The 21,565-nt window shown below is 63.1% G+C and carries 20 protein-coding genes and 1 other RNA gene; 9 read left to right on the top strand and 12 right to left on the bottom strand.

The features are described from left to right. Positions 1 to 11: 11 nt before the first annotated feature. The 8 genes from RTCK_RS11895 to RTCK_RS11860 form a co-directional block, all read right to left on the bottom strand. Positions 12 to 587 (bottom strand): 5-formyltetrahydrofolate cyclo-ligase, encoded by a 576-nt coding sequence (locus RTCK_RS11895; protein WP_142593120.1) that lies wholly within the window; start codon positions 585 to 587, stop codon positions 12 to 14. Next, positions 587 to 1,876, bottom strand: a complete 1,290-nt coding sequence (locus tag RTCK_RS11890) for a hemolysin family protein (RefSeq protein ID WP_142519843.1) — start codon at positions 1,874 to 1,876, stop codon at positions 587 to 589. The genes RTCK_RS11895 and RTCK_RS11890 overlap by 1 nt, the downstream gene beginning before the upstream one ends. A 187-nt stretch (positions 1,877 to 2,063) precedes the next feature. Continuing rightward, on the bottom strand, positions 2,064 to 3,098 hold the full coding sequence (locus RTCK_RS11885; RefSeq protein ID WP_142592945.1) for a sensor histidine kinase: 1,035 nt from the start codon (positions 3,096 to 3,098) through the stop codon (positions 2,064 to 2,066). A gap of 9 nt (positions 3,099 to 3,107) precedes the next feature. Further along, the gene (locus tag RTCK_RS11880; RefSeq protein ID WP_142592944.1) at positions 3,108 to 3,551 is read right to left on the bottom strand and encodes a response regulator; all 444 of its coding nucleotides are present in this window, start codon (positions 3,549 to 3,551) and stop codon (positions 3,108 to 3,110) included. Next, positions 3,548 to 5,047: a sensor histidine kinase gene (locus RTCK_RS11875; protein ID WP_142592943.1), complete on the bottom strand. Its 1,500-nt coding sequence runs from the start codon at positions 5,045 to 5,047 to the stop codon at positions 3,548 to 3,550. The genes RTCK_RS11880 and RTCK_RS11875 overlap by 4 nt, the downstream gene beginning before the upstream one ends. 529 nt (positions 5,048 to 5,576) lie before the next feature. Continuing rightward, a non-coding RNA gene (gene ssrS / locus RTCK_RS11870) (6S RNA) lies at positions 5,577 to 5,735 on the bottom strand. Positions 5,736 to 5,788: 53 nt separating this feature from the next. Further along, the gene (locus RTCK_RS11865; RefSeq protein ID WP_142519838.1) at positions 5,789 to 6,160 is read right to left on the bottom strand and encodes a cell division protein ZapA; all 372 of its coding nucleotides are present in this window, start codon (positions 6,158 to 6,160) and stop codon (positions 5,789 to 5,791) included. A gap of 23 nt (positions 6,161 to 6,183) precedes the next feature. Continuing rightward, positions 6,184 to 6,456: a DUF4164 domain-containing protein gene (locus RTCK_RS11860; RefSeq protein WP_142519837.1), complete on the bottom strand. Its 273-nt coding sequence runs from the start codon at positions 6,454 to 6,456 to the stop codon at positions 6,184 to 6,186. A gap of 307 nt (positions 6,457 to 6,763) precedes the next feature. Between RTCK_RS11860 and tkt the strand changes: the two genes are divergently transcribed. The 5 genes from tkt (at position 6,764) to RTCK_RS11835 (ending at position 14,283) form a co-directional block, all read left to right on the top strand. Beyond that, complete coding sequence (gene tkt / locus RTCK_RS11855) at positions 6,764 to 8,746, top strand: transketolase (protein WP_142592942.1); 1,983 nt, start codon at positions 6,764 to 6,766, stop codon at positions 8,744 to 8,746. A gap of 64 nt (positions 8,747 to 8,810) precedes the next feature. Continuing rightward, positions 8,811 to 9,815, top strand: a complete 1,005-nt coding sequence (gene gap, locus RTCK_RS11850; protein WP_142519835.1) for a type I glyceraldehyde-3-phosphate dehydrogenase — start codon at positions 8,811 to 8,813, stop codon at positions 9,813 to 9,815. A 224-nt stretch (positions 9,816 to 10,039) separates the two neighbouring features. Then, positions 10,040 to 11,884 carry a potassium/proton antiporter gene (locus tag RTCK_RS11845; RefSeq protein WP_185927998.1) on the top strand — a complete coding sequence of 615 codons (1,845 nt, stop codon included), beginning with the start codon at positions 10,040 to 10,042 and terminating at the stop codon, positions 11,882 to 11,884. 87 nt (positions 11,885 to 11,971) lie between these two features. Beyond that, on the top strand, positions 11,972 to 13,168 hold the full coding sequence (locus RTCK_RS11840; RefSeq protein ID WP_142592941.1) for a phosphoglycerate kinase: 1,197 nt from the start codon (positions 11,972 to 11,974) through the stop codon (positions 13,166 to 13,168). A gap of 218 nt (positions 13,169 to 13,386) precedes the next feature. Next, positions 13,387 to 14,283: a fructose bisphosphate aldolase gene (locus RTCK_RS11835; protein ID WP_142592940.1), complete on the top strand. Its 897-nt coding sequence runs from the start codon at positions 13,387 to 13,389 to the stop codon at positions 14,281 to 14,283. A 118-nt stretch (positions 14,284 to 14,401) separates the two neighbouring features. On the opposite strand, the gene RTCK_RS11830 is transcribed toward RTCK_RS11835, so the two are convergent. Then, positions 14,402 to 14,563, bottom strand: a complete 162-nt coding sequence (locus tag RTCK_RS11830) for a hypothetical protein (RefSeq protein ID WP_185927997.1) — start codon at positions 14,561 to 14,563, stop codon at positions 14,402 to 14,404. A 189-nt stretch (positions 14,564 to 14,752) separates the two neighbouring features. Here RTCK_RS11830 and RTCK_RS11825 point away from each other — a divergent pair, with 189 nt between their 5' ends. From RTCK_RS11825 to rcdA, 3 genes are all read left to right on the top strand, one after another. Then, complete coding sequence (locus tag RTCK_RS11825; RefSeq protein ID WP_142592939.1) at positions 14,753 to 16,033, top strand: MFS transporter; 1,281 nt, start codon at positions 14,753 to 14,755, stop codon at positions 16,031 to 16,033. Then, entirely contained in the window at positions 16,030 to 16,221 is a 192-nt protein-coding gene (locus RTCK_RS11820) for a DUF1192 domain-containing protein (protein ID WP_142592938.1), read from the top strand. Before RTCK_RS11825 ends, RTCK_RS11820 begins: the two co-directional genes overlap by 4 nt. 335 nt (positions 16,222 to 16,556) lie before the next feature. Continuing rightward, complete coding sequence (rcdA, locus tag RTCK_RS11815; RefSeq protein WP_142592937.1) at positions 16,557 to 17,069, top strand: protease adaptor protein RcdA; 513 nt, start codon at positions 16,557 to 16,559, stop codon at positions 17,067 to 17,069. Between the two features lie 124 nt (positions 17,070 to 17,193). Here rcdA and rpmE read toward each other — a convergent pair whose 3' ends face one another. Next, entirely contained in the window at positions 17,194 to 17,415 is a 222-nt protein-coding gene (gene rpmE / locus RTCK_RS11810; RefSeq protein WP_105374499.1) for a 50S ribosomal protein L31, read from the bottom strand. Positions 17,416 to 17,478: 63 nt separating this feature from the next. Between rpmE and RTCK_RS11805 the strand changes: the two genes are divergently transcribed. Then, positions 17,479 to 19,395, top strand: a complete 1,917-nt coding sequence (locus RTCK_RS11805; RefSeq protein WP_408004532.1) for an ABC transporter transmembrane domain-containing protein — start codon at positions 17,479 to 17,481, stop codon at positions 19,393 to 19,395. Here RTCK_RS11805 and RTCK_RS11800 read toward each other — a convergent pair. Together RTCK_RS11800 and RTCK_RS11795 are read right to left on the bottom strand one after the other, a co-directional pair. After that, a complete protein-coding gene (locus RTCK_RS11800) occupies positions 19,382 to 20,413 on the bottom strand; it encodes a peptidoglycan -binding protein (protein WP_142519829.1) in 1,032 nt (343 codons plus the stop codon). The two genes, RTCK_RS11805 and RTCK_RS11800, sit on opposite strands and share 14 nt — an antisense overlap. Before the next feature lie 3 nt (positions 20,414 to 20,416). Next, positions 20,417 to 21,463, bottom strand: a complete 1,047-nt coding sequence (locus RTCK_RS11795) for a flagellar motor protein MotA (RefSeq protein WP_142519828.1) — start codon at positions 21,461 to 21,463, stop codon at positions 20,417 to 20,419. Between the last annotated feature and the right edge of the window lie 102 nt (positions 21,464 to 21,565).

Here is a 21,565-nt window from a genome sequence, read left to right as displayed (position 1 = left end):
GTCCAATCAAATCATCCGAAGTGGCGCAGACCGCTTTCGGTCAGCACGGCCGGCAGCCTGATATCGTGGGGTTCAGCGGGGACTGATGCCACTTCCTGGCAGTTGAATGCAATGCCGATCAGCATAGGATCCTGCCCTTTTTCGCGCAGCCGCGCGATGGCCCGGTCGTAATAGCCGCCCCCGTAGCCGATCCGGTGACCCGCCGCGTCGAAGGCTGCGACCGGCACGAGCATGAGATCGGGTTCCAGCACCTGCGCCTCCGGACCGGGAGCGGACGTGCCGAAACCGCACGGAACCAGCTCGGCTCCGGGAACCAGTTCGCGGAATTCCAGGCGCTCCTTGTCGAGGATCACCGGGACGCAGATGCGGGCGCCGCGGCTGCGCAGCCCGGCCATCAGCGGCCTGGTGTCCACCTCCGAGCGGATTGGCAGGAAGCCCGACACCACGCGTCCCTGCCCTATCTCGATACGATTGAGCCCATGTTCTGCCAGCGCGAGACTTCTCTCGATACGCTCGGCGGCGGGAATGGCGTCCCGCGCGGCAAGCCGCCCCGCTCTCAGCTCGGCCTTCCGTTGGCTCGATGGTATCAACCCTCGGCCCCCTCCGCCCTACGCACCAGCAGCTTGTCGATCCGCCGCCCATCCAGGTCGATGACCTCGAACAGCCAGCCCTGGCGTTCGAACTGCTCGCCCAATTCCGGCAGGTGCTTGATCTCGTCCAGCACGAAACCGGCAACCGTCTCATAGTCCGGATGTCCGTCGACGCGCAGGCCCATTTCATGGGAGAATTCGTCGATCGGCATCCAGCCGGCGACGAGGAAGGAGCCGTCGTCGCGGGCGACGATGGCCGGTTCCTCCGTCTCGTCCTCCTGGAATACGCCGGTGATGGCTTCGAGGATGTCGCCGGAGGTGATGATTCCCTCGAAGTGACCGTACTCGTCGTAGACGAGCACCATGTGCGAAGGCGTGCGCCGCAGCGCCTGGATGACGTCCAATGCTCCCGTCAGGTCCGACACCACCGGCGCCTCCCGCATCAGGGTCCGGATGTCGAGGTTCTTGCCGGTGGCGATGAAATCGAAGGCGTCCTTGACGAAGAGAACGCCCAGGATCTCGTCGGAACTGCCGTTGCGGACCGGCAGCCGCGAGCGCGGGGTGGCCCTCAACTGTTCCCGGATTTCCGCCGCATCGTCCTCGATATCCACGACTTCGACGTCGCGACGCGGCGTCATCAGCCCGCGGGCGGTGCGGTCGGCAAGGCGCATGACGCCGGAGATCATCGCTGATTCCTCGGTCTCGATGACGCCGGCACTCTGTGCCTCGGCCAGCACGGTGCGGATTTCCTCGTCCGTCACGCGGTCGGCCGATTCGCCCTTCTGTCCCAAGAGCCCGAGGATGAGCTTACCCGACACGTCGAGGAGCCAGACGAGCGGCGCCCCGATCTTGGCGACCAGCGTCATGGCCGGCGCCACGCGGGCAGCGACGGATTCCGGCGCCCGCAGCGCGATCTGCTTCGGGACCAGCTCTCCGACGATAAGGGAAAGATAGGTGATCGCGACGACGACCGTTCCGACGCCGAGCGCATCAGACCAGTTGTCGGCGAGCCCCTGTGCCTCCAGCCATGCGGCGAAACGCGTTCCGAGGGTAGCGCCGGAGAAGGCACCGGAGAGAATGCCGACGAGCGTGATGCCGATCTGCACGGACGACAGGAACCGGCCGGGATCGTCGGCGAGCCGGATCGCCATCCTGGCTCCGTTATTGCCCTGCTCCGCCATCACCTTCAGCCGAACGGGACGGGCCGAGACGACGGCAAGCTCGGACATGGCCAGAACTCCGTTGAGGACGGTAAGGGCCAGGACGATGAGGATTTCGGTTAACAAGGGGCACTCTCAGTTGGGACTAAACCTACGGCCGGCGCACGATCGAGACAAAAGCTTGCGAGCCGGGGGCATCGGGATTCCGATAGCGGCGATCATATCCGCCCATGGCAGCACCATCATCCGTGAGGAAGAGGATAGGGCCGGGCCGCGCCCGTGGCAATGGCGGCTGCCTCGATGATCATTGCTGTCAAGCCTCCAGGGCCAGCAGGAGCTCCGCCCGCGTGCCGCTCTGTTTCTGCCGGTATTCCACAGACGAACCGAGTGTCGCCGCCATCGACTTGACGATGCGGCTGCCGAGCCCCGTGCCCTTCGGCGTGTCGTGCTCGCTCCATCCGATCCCGTCATCTTCCACGACCAGCAAAACCTTGCCGGCGCCGTCGCGTCTCACGCTGACGCGAACCTCGCCCTCGCTTCCCTCGGGGTAAGCGTATTTGATCGCGTTGGTCAGCAGTTCGGTGACGATCATTCCAACCGAAACGGCACGGTCCGACGTCAGCGAAACCGGGTCGGCCGCAAGCCGGATGACCAGGCCCCGCTGCTTCATATCGACCGAATTCTGTACTTCCTTGACGAGCGTGGAGAGGTATTTGTCCAGCTCGACATTGCGGACGTCGTCGGAGGTGTAGAGGCTCCGGTGCATGCCGGCGATGGCGGTGATCCGGGCCTGCGTCTCGGCGAGGGCCTGCTTCACCTCGTCGCTTTTGCTGTTGGAGACCTGCAGGCGGATGAGGGCCGCGACGAGCGCAAGGCTGTTTGCCACCCGATGGTTCACTTCCGCGAGGAGAACTTCAGCCCGTTCCTTTCCGAGCCGGATTTCCTGGTCCGCCTTTTCCTTCGCCTTACGGAGTTCGGCATTTGCGATCGCCTGGCGGAGCGCGCTGTCCATCAGCGGCCAGAACTCCTCGCCGACCGTCTTGATGACGTAGTCGGAGGCTCCCGTCTTCAGCGCCTCGATTGCGATGGTCGCGTCGCTCGATCCGGTGACATAGATCACCGGAAGCAGGATGCCGCGATCCTTCAGCATGCGCAGGATGTCGAAGCCGGTCTCGGATTTCAGATAGTGGTCGAGCACGATGGCGTCGAAGGGACTGTTCGCCAGCGCGGCCAGGGCCGACGCGGAATCCGCGGCATGCACCACCTCGTAGCCGGCACGCCCGAGATATCTCTGCGCCAGGCGTGCCAGCGCGAGATCGTCATCGACATAAAGAACCGCTTGCGGCATCTGCTTCCGTTATTGCCCCGGAACCTGCATGACTGAGAAGAACAGCCCGAGTTGACGGATCGCGTGTGCGAAGCTGTCGTAGTCAACCGGCTTCGTGATGTAGACGTTGGCGCCGAGATCATAGCAGCGCTGAATTTCCCGCTCGTCATCCGTGGTCGTCAGGATGACAACCGGCAGGCGCTTCGCATGTGCGTTGGACTTCACCTTCTCCAGAATGTCAATGCCCGACATGTCCGGAAGGTTGAGATCGAGCAGGATGAGCAGGTGACGGTCCTGCATATTTGTGCCAGTGCGGTCGGTACCCAGAATGTAGTCCAGAGCGGAATTGCCGTCGGTGAAAGGCACGATCTCGTTGTTGACGCCTGCGCGCCGGACGTTCTTCTCGATGAGGCGCGCATGCCCCTCATCGTCCTCGACCATCACAATGGTGACTTCCTTGGCTGCAGCTTTCATGACCCGCTACTCCTGACAAACTGGGACAGATCCGTGGGTAGGCGGATGATGAAAGTGGATCCGCCCCCCAAGGTCGACATCACGGTAATCTCGCCGCCTAAATTTCTGACTAACGATCGCACGTGGGCGAGCCCTATACCCTCTCCCGACTTGTCTTGCACGCCCGATCTGCGGAAAAGCTCGAAAACCCGTTCGTGATCCTCCGGCGCGATGCCCCGCCCGTTGTCTTCCACCTCGATGCGGACGGAGTTACGGCGGGCGGGCATGGCGCGCACTGCAAGCTGAAGCGGACGGTCAGGATGTCGGTATTTAACGGCGTTGTCGAACAGGTTACCGAAGATCTGCTCCAGCGAAAAACGGTCCGACACCATTCCCCTTGCGCCGCCGACGGCGATATGGATCTGGCCGCCTGCCTCATCCACCTGGTGGTAGATGGCGGCTGCAGTATTTTCGAGAAGCTCTTGGAGGTTGACGGGTTCCGGCTTCAACTCCCGTCGGCCATCGCGCGAGATTTTCAGGATTGCGTTGATTAGCGCGTCCATCTTTTTCGTCGACGAGCGGATGAACGAGATCGCCTCCGGCAGATCCTCCTCGACGGCAAGGCGCGCATCCCGTACCTGATCCTCGGCCAGCGTCTTCCCCTCCGCAAGGACATAGGACTTGATCGTCGCAAGCGTCGCGTCCAGTTCGCTGGTGAAACCCATGATGTTGACGAGAGGGGCGCGCAGGTCGTGTGAGACGATATAGGCGTAGCGCTGGATCTCGCGGTTCGCCTGCATCAGGTCTTCGGTCCGCTCCTCGACACGCTCCTCAAGGCTGGCATTGAGTTCCTCGACCACCGTGCGCGCCCGCGAGAGCTCGCGCACATGCTGTGCGACGATCAGAATAGCGCCGCCGACCACCGCGATGATGACGATGCCGCCACCGATCGCGAACCACTGCATCCGGTCGGCCGAATCCGCCAGTTCCTCCGCCCCCGTGTCCAGCCTGGCCTGAAATGAGTCGATGAGGTTCTGCAGCAGTTCACGGGCCTCGCTCATGACCTGCCGCCCATAGTCTGCTCGCACGACAGCGATGGCCCCGGCCAGGTCGCCGTCCTCCACCATCTCCACCGTTTGCCGCAACTCCGAGAGCTTCTCATTGATCAGAAACTCGATTCTGGCGATTTGCTCGGCCATCGATGCTTCTGCCCTGAGAGCGGTTCGCAACCGTTCAAGGCGTACTGGAAGTTCATTGAGGGACTGATTGTACGGTTCCAGGAACGCCTTGTTCTGGGTCAGCAGGTAGCCCCGCTGGCCGGTTTCGGCGGCGTGAAGCAGGAGCAGCATGTCGGCAGACGCCGAACGGGCACTGCGCAACTGCATGACGTTGTTAAAATACGACTGCGTCATCCTCGCCTGGAACAGCGACGAAAGCACGATCCCGACAAGGATCGCAGCCCCAACCAGCAGCATGAGAATTGAGGAGCGGGCAAAGGCATTGGTACTGAGCGGCATGATGTCCCGGGGAGTTGAAGGCCCGTGAAACTTGGCCGCGGCGGCTGCAAAGTCAAGTCTTGCTGCCGCCTCCCATTCACATGCGCCCTTTAAAGCACCGGAAGATCGGACGACCTGCCTACAGTTGGCCCCGAACGGGAGTAGCATGATGGGCTACAGCGCCACCTCCGTTTTCGCCCAAGGTATTCTTCAGCCATTGCTAAATCTCGCACTATTCCGCGGGATAAAACCGGCTAATCTCCATTTCGGGTGTCGAGGGTCGTGCGATGGAAAATAGCGTCGTTCTGATTGCGCAGAGCAACCTTTTCAACGTTCGCATCGTGGAGAACGGGGTTTCGAGCGAGAAGCAGTTCCGCGTCCATGCCTTCGCCGCGTCGTGGGCGGAAGGGCAAGCCTTGAGATTGGGCGTACCGGTGGTTCACGAGATGGCGCCAGTGGGTAACGGAGCTGGCGCTTTGGGGAACGGTGGCCGGCTCCCTTTGTAAGGCGAAACGATCTGGATCCCGGTGACCGGACAAGGGAAGCTGGAGCGCGATCCACGGCAACCGATGGAGAGTTACGATCCTGGGTGCCTACAAACGTAGGTGGGCGCCATATGTCCAGGCCCACGGGCCTGGTCAGGGACAGCTCCCTTTGGATCGAGTATGGCCCCAGGGATTGTGGTTCCTGTCGTGAGGCGCAGACCGCCACAAAGATATAGTACGGAAACCGCCGCCGCGCCAGTGGCCGTGACGGAATGGCTCAGTTGACCGTCGTCCTGCCGGCCAGCTTGCCCGCCAGCGCATCCAGCCGTCCCGTCAGCTCGCCGAGCGTCGAAACCAGGGCCTGATCAGCCTGCTGCCGATGCTCCAGCGCACCGTCGCGGGCTGATTTCAGGTTTGCCACTTCCGCCTCCAGCAGCGAAACCTTGCGTGACATCTCCGCCATTTCATCCATCACCATGATCCCCGACATCACGGTGATCCTGAGGTCGCCGATCTCGCCGAACTGGCTCTTCAGGTGGCTCACATACCGGTCGAAACGGGTCGCGAGATCCATCAGGTGGTCTTCCTGCCCTTCCTCGCAGGCCATGCGATAGGCCTTCCCGTCAATGGTTACCGTTACCTGGGCCATTCCTGACTTCCCCTATCGCGCTCTCAGCGGTCCAGAACTGCGCGGATCGTCTCCATCGCCGTCACCAGCCGGCGGGATACTTCGCGATTGACTTCTTCCAGGCGGTTGGCCCGGAACTGTGACTGGTCGAGTTCCTGCGCCAGGCGCGCCCGATCCTCGTGGACCCGCCGCACCTCCCCTTCAACTTCGCTGTTGAGGCGCTGGTTCTCGATCCGCGCGTCGACGGCGTTCTCCAGCCTGCCGATGACAGCCGCGAGTTCCGCGAGAGCCTGATCCAACGTCTTTTCCGCCGGCATCCGTATCTTCCAGTTGCGCAAGGGCCAGGCGGACCGAGTCGTGCGGCACCGTGTCCCGATGTCGCGCAGACTATTCCCTGCGGGGAGTGAGGGTCAATAAAACCACCGCACGAGAGCCTTTATTCCTGTGAATCGAGCGGATAGGGACCGTGCCGCCTTCGACGAACATCCGATACCGGAGGTGCGGAAGCCTCTTCGAAGAACAGGCGCTTTTGTTGACTTGCGCGGTGCACCTGCTAAGGATCACCCGCTTTCACGAGGTCCCCTTCAGGACCTTGGCCGACACCCGGAAAACAGCGGAATAGTCATGATCTCTCGCGAAAAACACAACCGGATGGCGAACGCGATCCGCTTCCTTTCCATGGATGCCGTGGAGAAGGCCAATTCGGGCCACCCGGGGCTGCCCATGGGGGCCGCCGACATCGTGACCGTCCTGTTCAGCCGCTACATGAACTTTGACCCGAAGAACCCGCTCTGGCCGGACCGCGACCGCTTCGTGCTGTCGGCAGGCCACGGCTCGATGCTTCTTTACTCGCTGCTCTACCTCACGGGCTACGAGGACATCACGGTCGAGGACCTGAAGCAGTTCCGCCAGCTCGGTTCCAAGACCGCCGGCCATCCGGAATACGGACATGTGTCAGGGATCGAGACCACGACCGGGCCGCTCGGCCAAGGGCTCGCGAACTCCGTCGGCATGGCGATCGCCGAGCGCAAGCTGCGCGAGGAATTCGGCGCCGAGCTTCAGGATCACCATACCTATGTTCTGGTCGGCGACGGCTGCCTGATGGAAGGCATAAGCCAGGAAGCGATCGCGCTCGCGGGCCATCTGAAGCTCAACAAGCTGATCGTCTTCTGGGACGACAATTCGATCACCATCGACGGCGCGGTCTCCCTCTCGGACTCCACCGACCAGATCGCCCGCTTCAAGGCGGTCAACTGGAACACCATCCAGGTGGACGGGCACGATCCGGACGCGATCGCCGCGGCGATCGAGGCCGCGCAGATTTCCGACAAGCCGACCCTGATCGCCTGCAAGACGATCATCGGCTTCGGTGCACCCAACAAGCAGGGTACCCATAAGGTGCACGGCAGCCCGCTTGGCGCCGAAGAGATCGCCGCGGCCCGCAAGTCGCTCGAGTGGGATGCGGAAGCGTTCAGCGTTCCGGCAGACGTTCTCGATGCCTGGCGCCTGGCAGGCCTGCGCTCCAACAAGGTGCGCAAGGAGTGGGAGGAGCGCCTGGCGGCGACACCCACGGAAAAACGGGCCGAATTCGTGCGCCGCTTCGCGGGCGACCTGCCGGGCGGTTTCGACAGCACGATCGACGCCTTCAAGAAAAAGATCGCGGAAAGCAATCCGACGGTGGCCACCCGCAAGGCGTCGGAAGACGTCCTGGAGATCATCAACGGTCTGCTGCCGGAATCGCTCGGCGGTTCCGCCGACCTCACGCCGTCGAACAATACCAAGACGAGCCAGATGAAGGCGATCACGCCGGCCGACTTCTCCGGACGCTATATCCACTACGGCATCCGCGAGCACGGCATGGCCGCCGCCATGAACGGCATCGCCCTGCACGGCGGCCTGATCCCCTATGCGGGCGGCTTCCTGATCTTCTCCGACTATTGCAGGCCTTCCGTTCGTCTTGCCGCCCTGATGGGAATCCGCGTCGTCCACGTCTGGACCCATGATTCGATCGGCGTCGGCGAAGACGGCCCGACGCACCAGCCGATCGAGCAACTCGCCTCCCTGCGGGCGATCCCCAACCTCCTCGTCTTCCGCCCCGCGGACCAGACGGAGACGGCGGAGTGCTGGCAGCTGGCGCTCAAGGAAAAGAAGCGTCCTTCCGGCCTCGCGCTGACGCGCCAGAACCTGACGCCGGTCCGCAAGGAATACGAGGAAAAGAACCTCTGCGCCTACGGCGCCTATGACCTTATCTCCGCAAGCGATGCGCAGGTCACGATCTTCGCATCCGGCTCCGAGGTCGAGATTGCCGTGAAGGCCGCCGGCATGCTGGACCAGAAGGGTATCGCCACACGGGTCGTCTCCGTTCCCTGCGTCGAGCTCTTCATGGAGCAGGACGACGACTACCGGACCGCGATCATCGGCAAGTCTCCCGTCAAGGTCGGCATCGAGGCTGCCGTTCGCGAAGGATGGGATGCGCTCATCGGGTTGGATGGTATCTTCATCGGCATGAAGTCCTTCGGGGCCTCCGCGCCGGCCAAGGATCTCTACAAGCACTTCGGCATCACGGCGGAAGCCGTGGTGGCGGCGGCCGAGAAGCGACTTTCCTGAAGCCGTTCCCTCGCGTCAGCAAGGTTGAACCACACGTTACGACAGACAAGCGGGAGTATGTGAAATGACAGTGAAAGTGGGCATCAACGGTTTTGGCCGTATCGGCCGCAACGTCCTGCGCGCCATCCAGGAATCCGGCCGCACCGATATCGAGGTGGTGGCCATCAACGATCTGGGCCCGGTCGAGACCAACGCCCACCTGCTGCGCTATGACAGCGTGCACGGCAAGTTTCCGTCCGAGGTTCGGGTGGAGGGAGATTCCATCGTGGTGGGCGGCGGCAAGCCGATCAAGGTGACCGCGGTCAAGGATCCGAAGGAACTGCCGTGGGGCGACGTCGATATCGCGATGGAATGCACGGGCATCTTCACCTCGAAGGAAAAGGCGTCTGCGCATCTGTCCAACGGCGCCAAGCGCGTTCTCGTCTCCGCTCCGGCCGATGGCGCCGACAAGACGATCGTCTACGGCGTCAACCACAACACGCTGACCAAGGACGATCTCGTCGTCTCGAACGCCTCCTGCACGACCAACTGCCTGGCGCCGGTCGCCTACGTGCTGCACAAGGCCTTCGGCATCGAGAAGGGCTACATGACGACCGTACACTCCTACACGGGCGACCAGCCGACCCTCGACACCATGCACAAGGACCTCTATCGCGCCCGCGCTGCCGCGCTGTCGATGATCCCGACCTCCACCGGCGCCGCCAAGGCCGTCGGCCTGGTGCTTCCCGAACTGAAGGGCAAGCTCGACGGTTCGGCGATCCGCGTGCCGACCCCGAACGTCTCGGTCGTAGACCTGAAGTTCATCCCGTCGCGCAACGTCACCAAGGAAGAAGTCAACGAGGCGATCAGGGCCGCCGCCGAAGGTGAACTGAAGGGCATCCTCGACTACGTCACGGGGCCGCTCGTCTCGGTCGACTTCAACCACGACCCGCATTCCTCGAACTTCGCCGCCGACCAGACCAAGGTGCTGGAAGGCAACCTCGTGCGTATCCTCACCTGGTACGACAACGAGTGGGGCTTCTCCAACCGCATGGCCGACACCGCGGTTGCCATGAGCAAGCTGCTCTAAGTCTTTCAGGAGCAACAGCATCGAACGGCGGGCCGGATTTTCCGGGCCGCCGTTTTCTTTTCCGCCCTGCCCTTCTGTCGCCGAATTTGTTCCCGTCTTATCTATGTCCGCATGATTCTTCCGCTTCCCGCGGAAATCCCGGACAAAATGAGGCCCCGGCGGCTCCCGTGCATCGCCCGTTACGGCGTGGACGCGTGCCGACCTGTCAAAGGAAGAGAACCGGAATGGTGGAGGCGTTCTACATTTTCCTGCTGGTCGCCACGATCCTCGTGCTGGCGGCGGCCTTCTCCAGCCTGATCGCCTTCCGCTTCGGCGCGCCACTGCTGCTCGTCTTTCTCTCGATCGGCCTTGCCGCCGGCGTCGACGGCTTGGGGATCGCCTTCGACGATTTCGCCCTCGCCTACATGCTGGGCTCTCTGGCCCTTGCGGTCATCCTGTTCGATTCCGGTTTCGGGACATCGATCTATTCCTTTCGCGTAGCTGCCTGGCCGGCCCTCACCTTGGCGTCCGTGGGCGTGCTCCTTACGGCATCCATCTTCGCCGTCGGCGCCATGCTGTTCCTCGGCTTCTCGTGGCTGGAAGGCCTTCTCCTCGGTTCCATTGTCGGTTCCACGGACGCCGCAGCGGTCTTCTTTCTGCTCCGCATCGGCGGCATCAACATTCGCGACCACGTCCGATCGACGCTGGAGGTCGAGTCGGGGACCAACGATCCGATGGCGATCTTCCTGACCATCGCCCTCGTCGAGGTACTGGCCAGCGGCGAAGGTTTTGCAGGACTTGATGCCGATTTCCTGATGCTCTTCGTAAAGCAGATGTCCCTCGGCCTCCTCTTCGGCTTCCTGGGCGGGATGATGATCGTGTGGACCCTCAACCGGTTCACCTCCGACCGAAGCCTGGCGCCCATCTTCGCACTGGCGCTCGCACTTCTGGTCTTCTCCTTCACGGGAGCGATCGGGGGCAGCGGCTTCCTCGCGGTTTACGTCGCAGGGATCTACGCCGGCAACCGCAGGATGTTTGCGCGCGAGTCGATCGCCCGCTTCCACGAGGGCCTGACATGGCTCGCCCAGATCATCATGTTCATCGTCTTCGGGCTGCTTGCGACACCCTCGCAGTTTCCGTCCATCCTCCTGCCCGCCGTGGCCCTGGCGCTTTTCCTCGTCTTCGTCGCCCGGCCGCTGGCGGTATGGCTGAGCCTCCTGCCCTTCGAGTTCACGCAGCAGGAAACGGGTTTCGTGGCCTGGGTCGGCCTGCGGGGCGCCGTCTCCGTCCTGCTGGCCATCATGCCGCTTATCGGAGGACTCGAAAACGGCCTGTTGTTCTTCAACACCGCCTTCATCATCGTAATGGTGTCGCTGCTCCTGCAGGGCTGGACGATCAAGCCTGTGGCGGAGAAGCTCGGGTTGATCGTCCCGCCGCGGATGGGCGAGATCGACAAGATCGCACTCGACCTGCCCGGCAAATCCACCCACGAACTTGTCTCCTATCGCGTCATGAAGGACAGCCCGGTCTTGCGCGGGGAGCGCATTCCGCGGTGGGCGATGCCGTCGCTCGTGATCCGGGACGGCAAGAGCATGCGCTACCAGTATGCCGGGCGCTTGCAGGAGGGCGACCAGATATACCTGTTCGTAACCGCGCCCTATATCAGGCTGCTGGACCGGCTGTTCGCGAGCCGCATTCCCGTAGAAGCGGACGACGAAGATTTCTTCGGAATATTCACCGTCTCTCCGTCGCGTCCCGCCACGGAGTTGGACGCGGCCTATGGACCGGGACTGCTGTCGGCGGCCGAGCAGGCCATGACCATCGCCGAGCTTGTCACGCAGCGGTCGGGTGGAAAGGCGGAATATGCCGATCGCGTCCGCTTCGGCTCCGTCGTGCTGATCGTCCGCGACCTCGATGACCAGGACACCATCCGCAGCATCGGCATCTCGCTGGAACCGGTGGAGCCGGCGACCAGCCTGCCGATCTTCATCAACATGCGGGAAATCGCGCACCGCGTGCGGGATCGGCTCCGGCACTATCGTGGCAAGCCGGTGAAGGAGGGCGGGGTTGAAGCGCAAAGCGTCGAATAGGTCGGGAGCCGCGCCGTCCCGCGCCTTGCGCGCAAGATCAGGAATAGTATGGTCCCACCCGACCATGTGCCGACAAGGATTCACTCAATGCCAGCTTTCAAGACTCTCGACGACCTGACCGACATCACCGGAAAGCGCGTGCTCCTGCGCGTCGACCTGAATGTTCCGGTGGCCGATGGCGAGGTGACGGATGCAACCCGCATCGAACGCGTCGCGCCGACCATCGCCGAACTCTCCGACAAGGGTGCGAAAGTAATCCTGCTGGCCCATTTCGGCCGTCCGAAAGGTGCGCCGGTGCCGGAGATGTCCTTGTCGATCATCGCCTCCGCCGTGGAGCAGGTTCTCGATCACGCCGTCATGTTCGCCTCCGACTGCATCGGTGCGCCGGCCGAGGAGGCCATCGCGAAGATGCGGGACGGCGACATCCTGCTCCTGGAGAACACGCGCTTCCACAAGGGCGAGGAAAAGAACGACCCTGACTTCACGGTGGCGCTGGCGAGGAACGGCGATATCTACGTCAACGATGCCTTCTCCGCCGCCCACCGGGCGCATGCGTCGACCGAGGGGCTGGCCCATCACCTGCCCTCCTATGCGGGCCGGACCATGCAGGCGGAACTGGAGGCACTGGAAAAGGGTCTCGGCAATCCCGCCCGCCCTGTGGTCGCCATAGTCGGCGGGGCCAAGGTCTCGAGCAAGATCGACCTCCTGATGAACCTCGTGAAGAAGGTCGATGCGCTGGTGATCGGCGGCGGCATGGCGAACACCTTCGTCGCCGCGCGCGGCATCTCCGTGGGCAAGTCGCTCTGCGAGCACGACCTCGCCGAGACCGCGAAGAACATCATGGTCGAGGCCGAGACCTCCGGCTGCACGATCGTCCTGCCCGTCGACGGCGTCGTCGCCCGGGAATTCAAGGCGGGAGCCGCCAGCGAAGTGGTGAGCATCGATGCCATCCCCGCGGACGCGATGATGCTCGATGTCGGGCCGAAGTCGATCGACAAGGTGAACGACTGGATTTCGAAGGCCCAGACGCTGGTCTGGAACGGCCCCCTCGGGGCGTTCGAAATTCCTCCCTTCGACAAGGCGACCGTAGCCGCAGCCCGACATGCGGCGGAACGGACGAAGGCGGGCAAGCTGGTGTCGGTCGCGGGCGGCGGCGATACGGTGTCGGCCTTGAACCACGCCGGCGTTGCCGACGATTTCACCTACATCTCCACCGCAGGCGGCGCCTTCCTGGAATGGATGGAAGGCAAGGAACTGCCGGGCGTCGCGATCTTGACGAAGTAGACAGGGACGTGAAGGCGCGGCAGATAGCGGTCGTCGCGCCTTCGTCAACAGCTCTTAAACAATTTAGAAATTTTAAACGATTGAAAGCGTTTCAATCGTTTCAATCATTTAGCCACCGATTTACTTCTGCCCTACATCTGCTATCGGCCAATTCAAGCCCGTACGACATCGATGAACAGGTGGCGCGTATCGCGCCGTTTTAGGGATAGGAGTGAGACATGGTGGACGCGAAGATGTTGAACAAGATCAGCTCTGCGCCCGGCTTCATTGCGGCGCTCGATCAGAGCGGCGGTTCGACACCCAAAGCGTTGAGCCTTTACGGCATTTCGGAGTCCGACTATCAGGGCGACGAGGAGATGTTCCGCCTGATGCACGCCATGCGCGTCCGCATCATGAGCGCGCCTGCGTTTACGGGCGACAAGGTGGTCGGCGCGATCCTCTTCGAGCGGACCATGGACGGCGACGTCGACGGCCAGGCGGTACCCTCCTATCTCTGGGAGAAGCGGGGCGTCGTGCCCTTCCTCAAGGTCGACAAGGGCCTCGAGGCCGAGGAAAGCGGCGTCCAGTTGATGAAGCCCATGCCCGATCTGGACGCTCTCCTGAAGCGTGCCCGCGAAAAGGGGATCTTCGGAACCAAGATGCGCTCGGTCATCGCCCATGCCGACAAGGCCGGGATTGCCGCCGTCGTGCAGCAGCAGTTCGAGGTGGCGCGGCAAATCATCGGCCACGGCCTCGTCCCGATCGTCGAGCCTGAAGTATCCATCAAGAGCCCGACGAAAGAACAGGCCGAAGCCATTCTCCGCGACGAGATCGCCGGGCAGCTCGACAAGCTTCCGGCAGGCGAAACCGTCATGCTGAAACTGACGATCCCGACCGTGCCCGATTTCTACGCCCCTTTGATCGCCCACAAGTCGGTCGTCCGCGTCGTCGCCCTTTCCGGCGGTTACAGCACCGCAGACGCCTGCGAGAAGCTCAGTCGCAACCGTGGCATGATCGCGAGCTTTTCGCGCGCGCTGACGGAAAAGCTGCGCGTCACGATGAGCGACGCGGAGTTCAACGCCAGCCTGGCCGAGACGATCGATCAGATCTACGCCGCAAGCGTCGACAAGGCCTGACGCGGATCGAAGGCCCGCAGCGGGACGGCGAACGCACCACCGCCTGCCGCGCCCTTGTTTCACCGGGCATCCGAAGCCGCGCCGGCAACGGTGCGGCTTTTACCATGTCCGGGAGAGCTTAGGAAAAATCCCTCACCAGCAGCGTCACCGACCAGATCACTATGGCGGCGACGGCGACCTTCCAGAAATCGGCCCTGCGCTTCAGGCCCGGCAGGCCGAGCGGCCGGATGATGTGTACCAGCATCGCCAGGATCAGAAGCAGGCCGATTGCCTTGGACATGAATTTCTCCGCGGACCCAGGTCTGTCACAGGCTGGACATCTTTGCCCGCCACCAGTTGCATCGCACCGAATCGCATACGGCCGGCGCGTTTCTGACCGCCCGTTAATCCTCGATTGACGGTAGACGCAACATATAATCCAGTGTCCTTTCCAAAGGCCCTCCTGCTGGACGCAAGAAGCTGAAGAACGATGCGACGTAACCTCCTCCCGATCCTGGCGCTCCTGACAAGTACGCTCTTCCTGTTTCTCGGCAACGGATTGCAGGGCCTCCTGCTGCCGGTCAGGGGCTCGCTGGAAGGCTATTCGAACGAGATCCTCGGCCTGATCGGCACCACCTGGGCGACGGGCTTCGTGGTTGGCTGCTTCGTCGCCCCAAACCTGGTGCGCCGCATCGGCCATGTCCGGGCGTTTGCAGGGTTCGGTGCCCTCATCTGCCTCAACGTCCTGCTGACCGGCCTCCTGGTCGACCAGACGGCCTGGCTGATCCTGCGCGCGGTCACCGGCTTCTGCACCGCCGGCACGTCGATGATCATCGAGAGCTGGCTGAACGAGCGGGCCACCAACGAGAGCCGCGGGGCGATCTTCTCCTTCTACATCTCCATCACGCTGTTCGGCGTCGTCGGGGGCCAGATGATGGTGCCCTTCGCGGATGTTGCGACGCCCGTACTGTTCATGATCTGCGGCATCCTCTATTGCCTGGCGATCATCCCGACCGCCGTCTCAAAAGCCGCGTCGCCCCAGCCGCTGAAGCGGGTGCGGCTCGACCTGATGGCCCTCTACCGCAACTCGCCCGTCTCCTTCGTCGCCATCCTGCTGGTGGGAACGGCGAACGGCGCCTACGGCACGCTGGCAGCCGTGTTCGGCGCGCGCGCCGGCCTCGACCAGGCGACGATCGCGGTCATGGTGTCGATCACCATCTTCGCAGGCGCGATCGCGCAGTTCCCCGCAGGCCGATTGTCCGACCGCATGGACCGCCGCTTCGTGCTCGCCGCCCTCTCGGGGCTGGCCGCTGCCGCAGGCCTGGCCCTCGTCCTCTTCCAGCCCCACAACGTCTATGCGATCATCATTCTCGTCGCCTCCTACGGCGCGGCTGCGAACGCCCTCTACCCGATCGCCGTCGCGCATGCGAACGACCATGCGGCGCCGGAGGATTTCGTGAAGGTGTCCGGAGGCCTCCTGCTTCTCTTCGGCATCGGCACCATTATCGGCCCGACGCTCGGCGGTCCTGTCATGACCTGGCTCGGGCCGTATGCGCTCTTCGCCGTCACGGCACTCTCCCACATCCTCGTCACAGCCTATGCCATCTTCCGCAGCAAACGCAGGGCGCCGGTCCCGGTGGAGGATCGCGACAGCTATGCCGGCTCGCCCGCTCTCGCTCCCTCCTTGACGACACCCGAGAGCCTGCTGCTTAATCCGCGGGCGTCTACCGACGGCGCCGGCGACCAGGCACAGGAGAGGCAGACGACATGACGTTCTTCGATGAGGACCGGCCGAAGAAGCCAGCTTCCCACGAGATCGGAAGCGATCTCAGCGCCCTTTCGGTCGAGGACCTCGCCGAGCGGATCGCGCTTCTGCAGGGCGAGATCCGTCGTCTGGAGAAGGAAAGGCAGAAGAAGGCAGCCGGACGCCGGGCCGCCGACAGTCTCTTTCGATCCTGATGTCTTCAATCGGGATTTTAAAGTAAATCATTTCTACCTTTAACCGGATGTTAATCATTAACATAGATGATGATGAACATCCGGGCTTCCTGGATTCAGACGGCTTCACCTCGTGGCGAATAGGTCTGACTTTCTCCCTGTTTTACCTTGAGAGCCGCTTCTGCGGCTCTTCTTTTTCCGCTGCGCTTTCAAAGATGTGGGTATTAACCGTTCCTTAAGAAACGGCTTGCGGATTCCGGCTATAAACCCCATCTTAACTTCAACAAGAGGCGCCCCGGAACTTTCTTCTTCCGCGGTCATTGCCTGTAATGTGATGCGTTAGCAGGATGATTGTCATGTCGGAACACGGACTGAACACCGTAAATTTTGCGGGTCGCGCTGCAGCCTCATCGCAGTTCAAGGCGCTCTACGCCGAGGGCATGGCCCTGGTCGAGGAAACTGCGAGCTATCTGGACGGTCCGGGCCGCACCGCCTCCAAGGTTCTGCCGCGCGTGGCATCCGTCCTCTATGCCGCCGAATCCATGCGCCTGACCACGCGGCTGATGCAGATGGCATCCTGGCTGCTGCTGCAGCGGGCGGTCAACAACGGCGAGATGAGCCGCGATCAGGTTCTGGCCGAAAAGAACAAGGTCCGCCTCGACGGTTTCAATGTAGACAAGAACGCCCCGGGCTGGCTCGACCTGCCGGAAGGCTTCCGTGACCTCGTGGAGCGTTCGCTGCGCCTGCAGAACCGCGTCGCCATTCTCGACCGGGAAATCTACCGTCCGAACGATGCCCCGGTGACGCCCGACAACGAAAACGGTGTGCGCGCACAACTGCATCTCCTGCGCACGGCCTTCAGCGCGTAAGGCTTGGCTCTTCTCCGACGACACGTTTAAAGCAGGCTTCGGCCTGCTTTTTTTTCGTTCGGGCCGGCGACAAGGCATAAAAAAACCCGGCGGGCGCCGGGTCTTTTTCGGATGTTCGAAAGGCTTAGAGGCCGAGGCCGCCGAAGCGCTTGTTGAACTTGGAGACGCGGCCGCCGCGGTCCATGAGCTGCTGGTTGCCGCCGGTCCAGGCCGGATGCGACTTGGGGTCGATCTCGAGGTTCATGGTGGCGCCTTCCGAACCCCAGGTCGAGCGGGTTTCGTATTCGGTACCATCGGTCATGACGACCTTGATCATGTGGTATGCGGGATGAATGTCAGCCTTCATGTCGATAATCCTGCGCTGCGAGGTCCATATGTCGCAATTGCGATCGCAGACCCTCTTCAATAAATGAAGCCGCAGACCGGCTGGCCACGGCTTCCCAATTCGATGCGGAGCCTATACAGGAAGGGCGCCGGGAGCACAAGTGGCGCCGGTCTCAGAAAAGAGTCCGATCGCTCTGGGGGTAAAGTGGCGCATTCAGAAGACAGACAGCCGAGAGGCAAGGCCATCCGACCGTTGGCAAGGCTCCTTCCCTATCTGTCCCGCTATCGCGGTCTTGTCGTTGGGGCTCTCTTCGCCCTCGTCCTCTCCGCCGCCACGACGCTCGCGCTGCCGCTCGCCGTCCGCCGCATGATGGACCACGGCTTCGCCGCCGCCAACGGAAGCTTCATCAATAACTATTTCGGCATGCTGCTCGCCCTTGCCGGCCTTCTGGCCCTGGCCAGCGCGCTGCGCTACTATTTCGTCATCACCGTCGGTGAGCGGGTGGTGGCCGATCTGCGCCGCGATGTCTTCGGCCGGGTGACAACCCTCTCTCCCGCCTTCTTCGACGTCAACCAGTCGGGCGAGATCGTTTCGCGTCTCACCGCCGACACGATTCAGATCAAGTCTGCCTTCGGTTCTGCTGCCTCGCAGGCCCTTCGCAACACGATCCTCTGTCTCGGCGCCGTGGGAATGATGGTCTATACCAGCCCGCAACTCTCCAGCCTGGCGCTCGGCGCCATCCCGATCATCGTCTTCCCGCTCGTCGCCTTCGGTCGTTCGGTCAGGAAGCGGTCGCGAGCCGCCCAGGATACGCTGGCGCGGACCTCCTCGTTCGCTTCCGAAACCATCGGCGCAACCCGCACCGTGCAGGCCTTCAACGGCGAGGCCGCCGCCACCGCACGTTATGCCGGAACGGTGGAGGACGCCTTCGAGGCGGCCCGCGCGGCGATCCGCTCCCGGGCGCTGCTCACCGGCTTCGCCATTTTCATGGTCTTCGGCAGCATTGTCGGCGTCCTCTGGTACGGCGCTCAGAACGTACTCGCCGGCTCGATGACGGCAGGAACGCTCGGCCAGTTCGTGCTCTATTCGGTCATCGCCGCCAGCGCGCTGGGCCAGCTATCGGAGGTCTGGGGCGAACTCTCGCAGGCCGGTGGTGCCGCCGAGCGCCTGACGGAGCTGTTGCACGAGGTGCCGGCGGTGCGCGAACCCACCTCCCCTGTCGCTCTTCCCCAACCAGCGCGGGGTGCCGTCAGCTTCGAGAACGTCTCCTTCGCCTATCCCTCCCGCGAGAATACGGTCACCCTGAACGGCCTTTCGCTCGAGGTACAGCCCGGCGAGACGGTGGCCGTGGTCGGCCCTTCCGGCGCCGGCAAGAGCACCATCTTCTCGCTGCTTCTGCGCTTCTACGATCCGGTCTCCGGTACGGTGCGGCTGGACGGGATCGACCTTCGCGAGGCCTCGCTGAAGGACCTCCGCGCCCGCCTGGCGATGGTGCCGCAGGACGTGACGATATTCGCGACCTCCATCCACGACAACATTGCCTTCGGCAGTTCTGACGCCTCCCGGGAAGCCGTTCGCGCGGCCGCCATTGCCGCACAGGCCGACGAATTCATCTCCAAGCTGGAAGACGGCTACGACACGCTTGCCGGGGAACGGGGCGTCACGCTCTCCGGCGGCCAGCGCCAGCGGATCGCCATCGCCCGCGCCATCCTGCGCGACGCGCCGGTCCTGCTGCTCGACGAGGCGACATCAGCGCTCGACGCTGAAAGCGAAACCCTGGTTCAGAAGGCTCTGGACGGGTTGATGAAGGACCGCACCACGCTGGTCATCGCCCATCGGCTTGCCACCGTCCTGAAGGCCGACCGAATCCTGGTCATGGACGAGGGCCGGATCGTGGAGGAAGGGACCCACCAGAGCCTGGTGGCGAAGGGCGGCCTCTATGCGAAGCTGGCACGCCTCCAGTTCCACGACTTCGACCACGAGGGCATCAGCGCTCGGTAAGCTTCAATTCGATGCGGCGGTTCTGGTTTCTCGCCTCTGGGGCATCACCCTCCGCGATCGGCTGAAACTCGCCGAACCCTGCAGCGACCAGCCGGTTCGCAGGCACGCCCCGCCCGATCAGGTGTTTGACGACAGAGGTCGCGCGCGCCGACGACAATTCCCAGTTATCGCGATAGCGTCCCGTACCGGAAAGCGGCGCATTGTCGGTATGCCCGTCGACGCGCAGCACCCAGTTGATCTCGGAGGGTATTTCCTTCGCCAGGTCGAGGAGCGCGGCCGCCAGCTTGTCCATTTCGGCGCGTCCCGCCTCGTCCAGCTCGCTTCCGCCCACGGGGAACAGGACTTCCGACTGGAAGACGAAGCGGTCGCCGACGATACGGATGTTCTCGCGATCGGAGAGGATCTCCCGCAGGCGGCCGAAGAAATCCGACCGGTAGCGGTTCAGTTCCTGCACCCGCTGGGCAAGCGCCACGTTCAGCCTCCGCCCGAGATCGGCGATCTGCGTCTGTGACGCCTGGTCCTTCGCTTCCGAGGCCTGCAGCGCCTGCTCCACGGCGGCGATCTGGGCCCTGAGGGCGGCGATCTGCTGGTTGAGCAGTTCAATCTGGCTCATCGCGCGGGCGCTGACCTGCTGTTCCTCGTTCAACTGCTCGGTCAGCTGCCCGATCCGGCTGTTGGCGGCATCGCTGGAGCCTGCGCCCTGGTCGAGCAGGGCCTGCAGGCGTGATCTCTCGTTCTCGGAGACCGCCAGCGAAGACTGGAGGTTCGCAAGCGTGTCCTCAAGGTCCTGTGCGTTTCCCTTCTCCAGCGCCAGCAGTTCCGTCAGCTCCGCGATCTGGCTGTTCAGCCGGTTGAGAACCTCGTCACGTCCCGTGATCTCGCGGCTGAGCAGGTACTGCGCCAGCACGAAGACCGTCAGCAGGAACATGATGGCGAGCAGAAGCGTGGAGAGCGCGTCCACGAATCCCGGCCAGTAGTCGACGCCCCGTTCGCGACGGCGGTTCCTCACGAGAGCCATCCGTCACTTGCTCCCGATCTTCTCGGAAAGCCGGTCGAGCGTCCGGCGCAACGTCTTCGCCTCCTCCTGCTGGGCCTCGATCCAGTCGCGCAGCATCTGCTGCTCGTTGCGCATGTTCTTGACGAGACCCTGGATGCCTTCGGCAAGATTAGCCATGGCGGAAAGCGCCTTCTCGTTGGAACCGCTGTCGTGGGACTTCGCCTGTGCGGCCGCAAGCCTGCGCATCTGCTCCGTCAGCGCCCGCAGTTCTTCGGGCGCCCCTGTCGATCTCGTATGTGCCGCAGGAGATAGGTCGGAGCCGACGTCCGTGACGGAGGAAAGCCAGTTCTCCAGTTCCGTATAGAAGCGGTTCTGAGCGCGCCCCGCCTGGATGTCGAGGAAGCCGAGGATAAGCGAACCGGACAGTCCGAGCAGCGACGACGAGAAGGCCGTCCCCATGCCCGAGAGGGGCGCCGTCAGCCCGCTTTTCAGCGCCGCGAGCACATCGTTGGTGTCCCCGCCGTTCGCATCGAGCGTCTGGATGACGGTGCTGATCGAGCCGATCGTGCCGATCAGGCCCCAGAAGGTGCCGAGCAGGCCGAGGAAGACCAGGAGACCGATCAGGTATCGTGAGATTTCGCGGGACTCATCGAGCCGTGTCCCGATCGAATCCAGGATCGACCGCTGCGATGAGGTCGAGAGCGCCATGGTGCGGCGCCGGCCGATCAATGCCCGCATCGGGGCCAGCAGCCGGGGCTCCCGCCCCACCTTGTCGGCGCTTCCCGCCGCCCGGAACGAGTTGAACCACCGCACTTCCGGGATCAGGCTGATGACCTGATTGAAGACCAGCACGATGCCTATGATGAGAACGCCGAGAATGAAGCCGTTCAGGCCCGGATTGGTCATGAAGGCGTTATGCGCCTGGCGGTAGAGGATTGCCGCGATGAATCCGACGAGGATCAGGAAGATGACCATCGTCCAGAGAAAGGGGACGGGGTTGGAGAGCTTGTGGCTGTAGCCGGCGCGCCCGGTCTCCGACTCATCCAGATCGTCCACTCTCGCATCCACCATGTCGTGACTCGGCCTCCGGTAATGTTTGCCGGAGGCTAGTGGAAAAATGCGACGAATTGAAGTGCGGAAGCGCCGCAGCCGGAGATGGCAGGGCTGCCCGGC

Source organism: Pseudorhizobium endolithicum (assembly GCF_902153245.2).
Taxonomy (GTDB): domain Bacteria; phylum Pseudomonadota; class Alphaproteobacteria; order Rhizobiales; family Rhizobiaceae; genus Neorhizobium; species Neorhizobium endolithicum.
This window is presented reverse-complemented; position numbering and strand designations above follow the sequence as displayed.

What these genes read in the sequence shown, in the direction of transcription:
- RTCK_RS11885 (WP_142592945.1), bottom strand. Translation starts at nt 3,098, where the DNA reads ATGCCGCAAGCGGTTCTTTATGTCGATGACGATCTCGCGCTGGCACGC.
- RTCK_RS11880 (WP_142592944.1), bottom strand. Translation starts at nt 3,551, where the DNA reads ATGAAAGCTGCAGCCAAGGAAGTCACCATTGTGATGGTCGAGGACGAT.
- RTCK_RS11875 (WP_142592943.1), bottom strand. Translation starts at nt 5,047, where the DNA reads ATGCCGCTCAGTACCAATGCCTTTGCCCGCTCCTCAATTCTCATGCTG.
- RTCK_RS11865 (WP_142519838.1), bottom strand. Translation starts at nt 6,160, where the DNA reads ATGGCCCAGGTAACGGTAACCATTGACGGGAAGGCCTATCGCATGGCC.
- RTCK_RS11860 (WP_142519837.1), bottom strand. Translation starts at nt 6,456, where the DNA reads ATGCCGGCGGAAAAGACGTTGGATCAGGCTCTCGCGGAACTCGCGGCT.
- tkt (WP_142592942.1), top strand. Translation starts at nt 6,764, where the DNA reads ATGATCTCTCGCGAAAAACACAACCGGATGGCGAACGCGATCCGCTTC.
- gap (WP_142519835.1), top strand. Translation starts at nt 8,811, where the DNA reads ATGACAGTGAAAGTGGGCATCAACGGTTTTGGCCGTATCGGCCGCAAC.
- RTCK_RS11845 (WP_185927998.1), top strand. Translation starts at nt 10,040, where the DNA reads ATGGTGGAGGCGTTCTACATTTTCCTGCTGGTCGCCACGATCCTCGTG.
- RTCK_RS11840 (WP_142592941.1), top strand. Translation starts at nt 11,972, where the DNA reads ATGCCAGCTTTCAAGACTCTCGACGACCTGACCGACATCACCGGAAAG.
- RTCK_RS11835 (WP_142592940.1), top strand. Translation starts at nt 13,387, where the DNA reads ATGGTGGACGCGAAGATGTTGAACAAGATCAGCTCTGCGCCCGGCTTC.
- RTCK_RS11830 (WP_185927997.1), bottom strand. Translation starts at nt 14,563, where the DNA reads ATGTCCAAGGCAATCGGCCTGCTTCTGATCCTGGCGATGCTGGTACAC.
- RTCK_RS11825 (WP_142592939.1), top strand. Translation starts at nt 14,753, where the DNA reads ATGCGACGTAACCTCCTCCCGATCCTGGCGCTCCTGACAAGTACGCTC.
- RTCK_RS11820 (WP_142592938.1), top strand. Translation starts at nt 16,030, where the DNA reads ATGACGTTCTTCGATGAGGACCGGCCGAAGAAGCCAGCTTCCCACGAG.
- rcdA (WP_142592937.1), top strand. Translation starts at nt 16,557, where the DNA reads ATGTCGGAACACGGACTGAACACCGTAAATTTTGCGGGTCGCGCTGCA.
- rpmE (WP_105374499.1), bottom strand. Translation starts at nt 17,415, where the DNA reads ATGAAGGCTGACATTCATCCCGCATACCACATGATCAAGGTCGTCATG.
- RTCK_RS11805 (WP_408004532.1), top strand. Translation starts at nt 17,479, where the DNA reads ATGAAGCCGCAGACCGGCTGGCCACGGCTTCCCAATTCGATGCGGAGC.
- RTCK_RS11800 (WP_142519829.1), bottom strand. Translation starts at nt 20,413, where the DNA reads ATGGCTCTCGTGAGGAACCGCCGTCGCGAACGGGGCGTCGACTACTGG.
- RTCK_RS11795 (WP_142519828.1), bottom strand. Translation starts at nt 21,463, where the DNA reads ATGGTGGATGCGAGAGTGGACGATCTGGATGAGTCGGAGACCGGGCGC.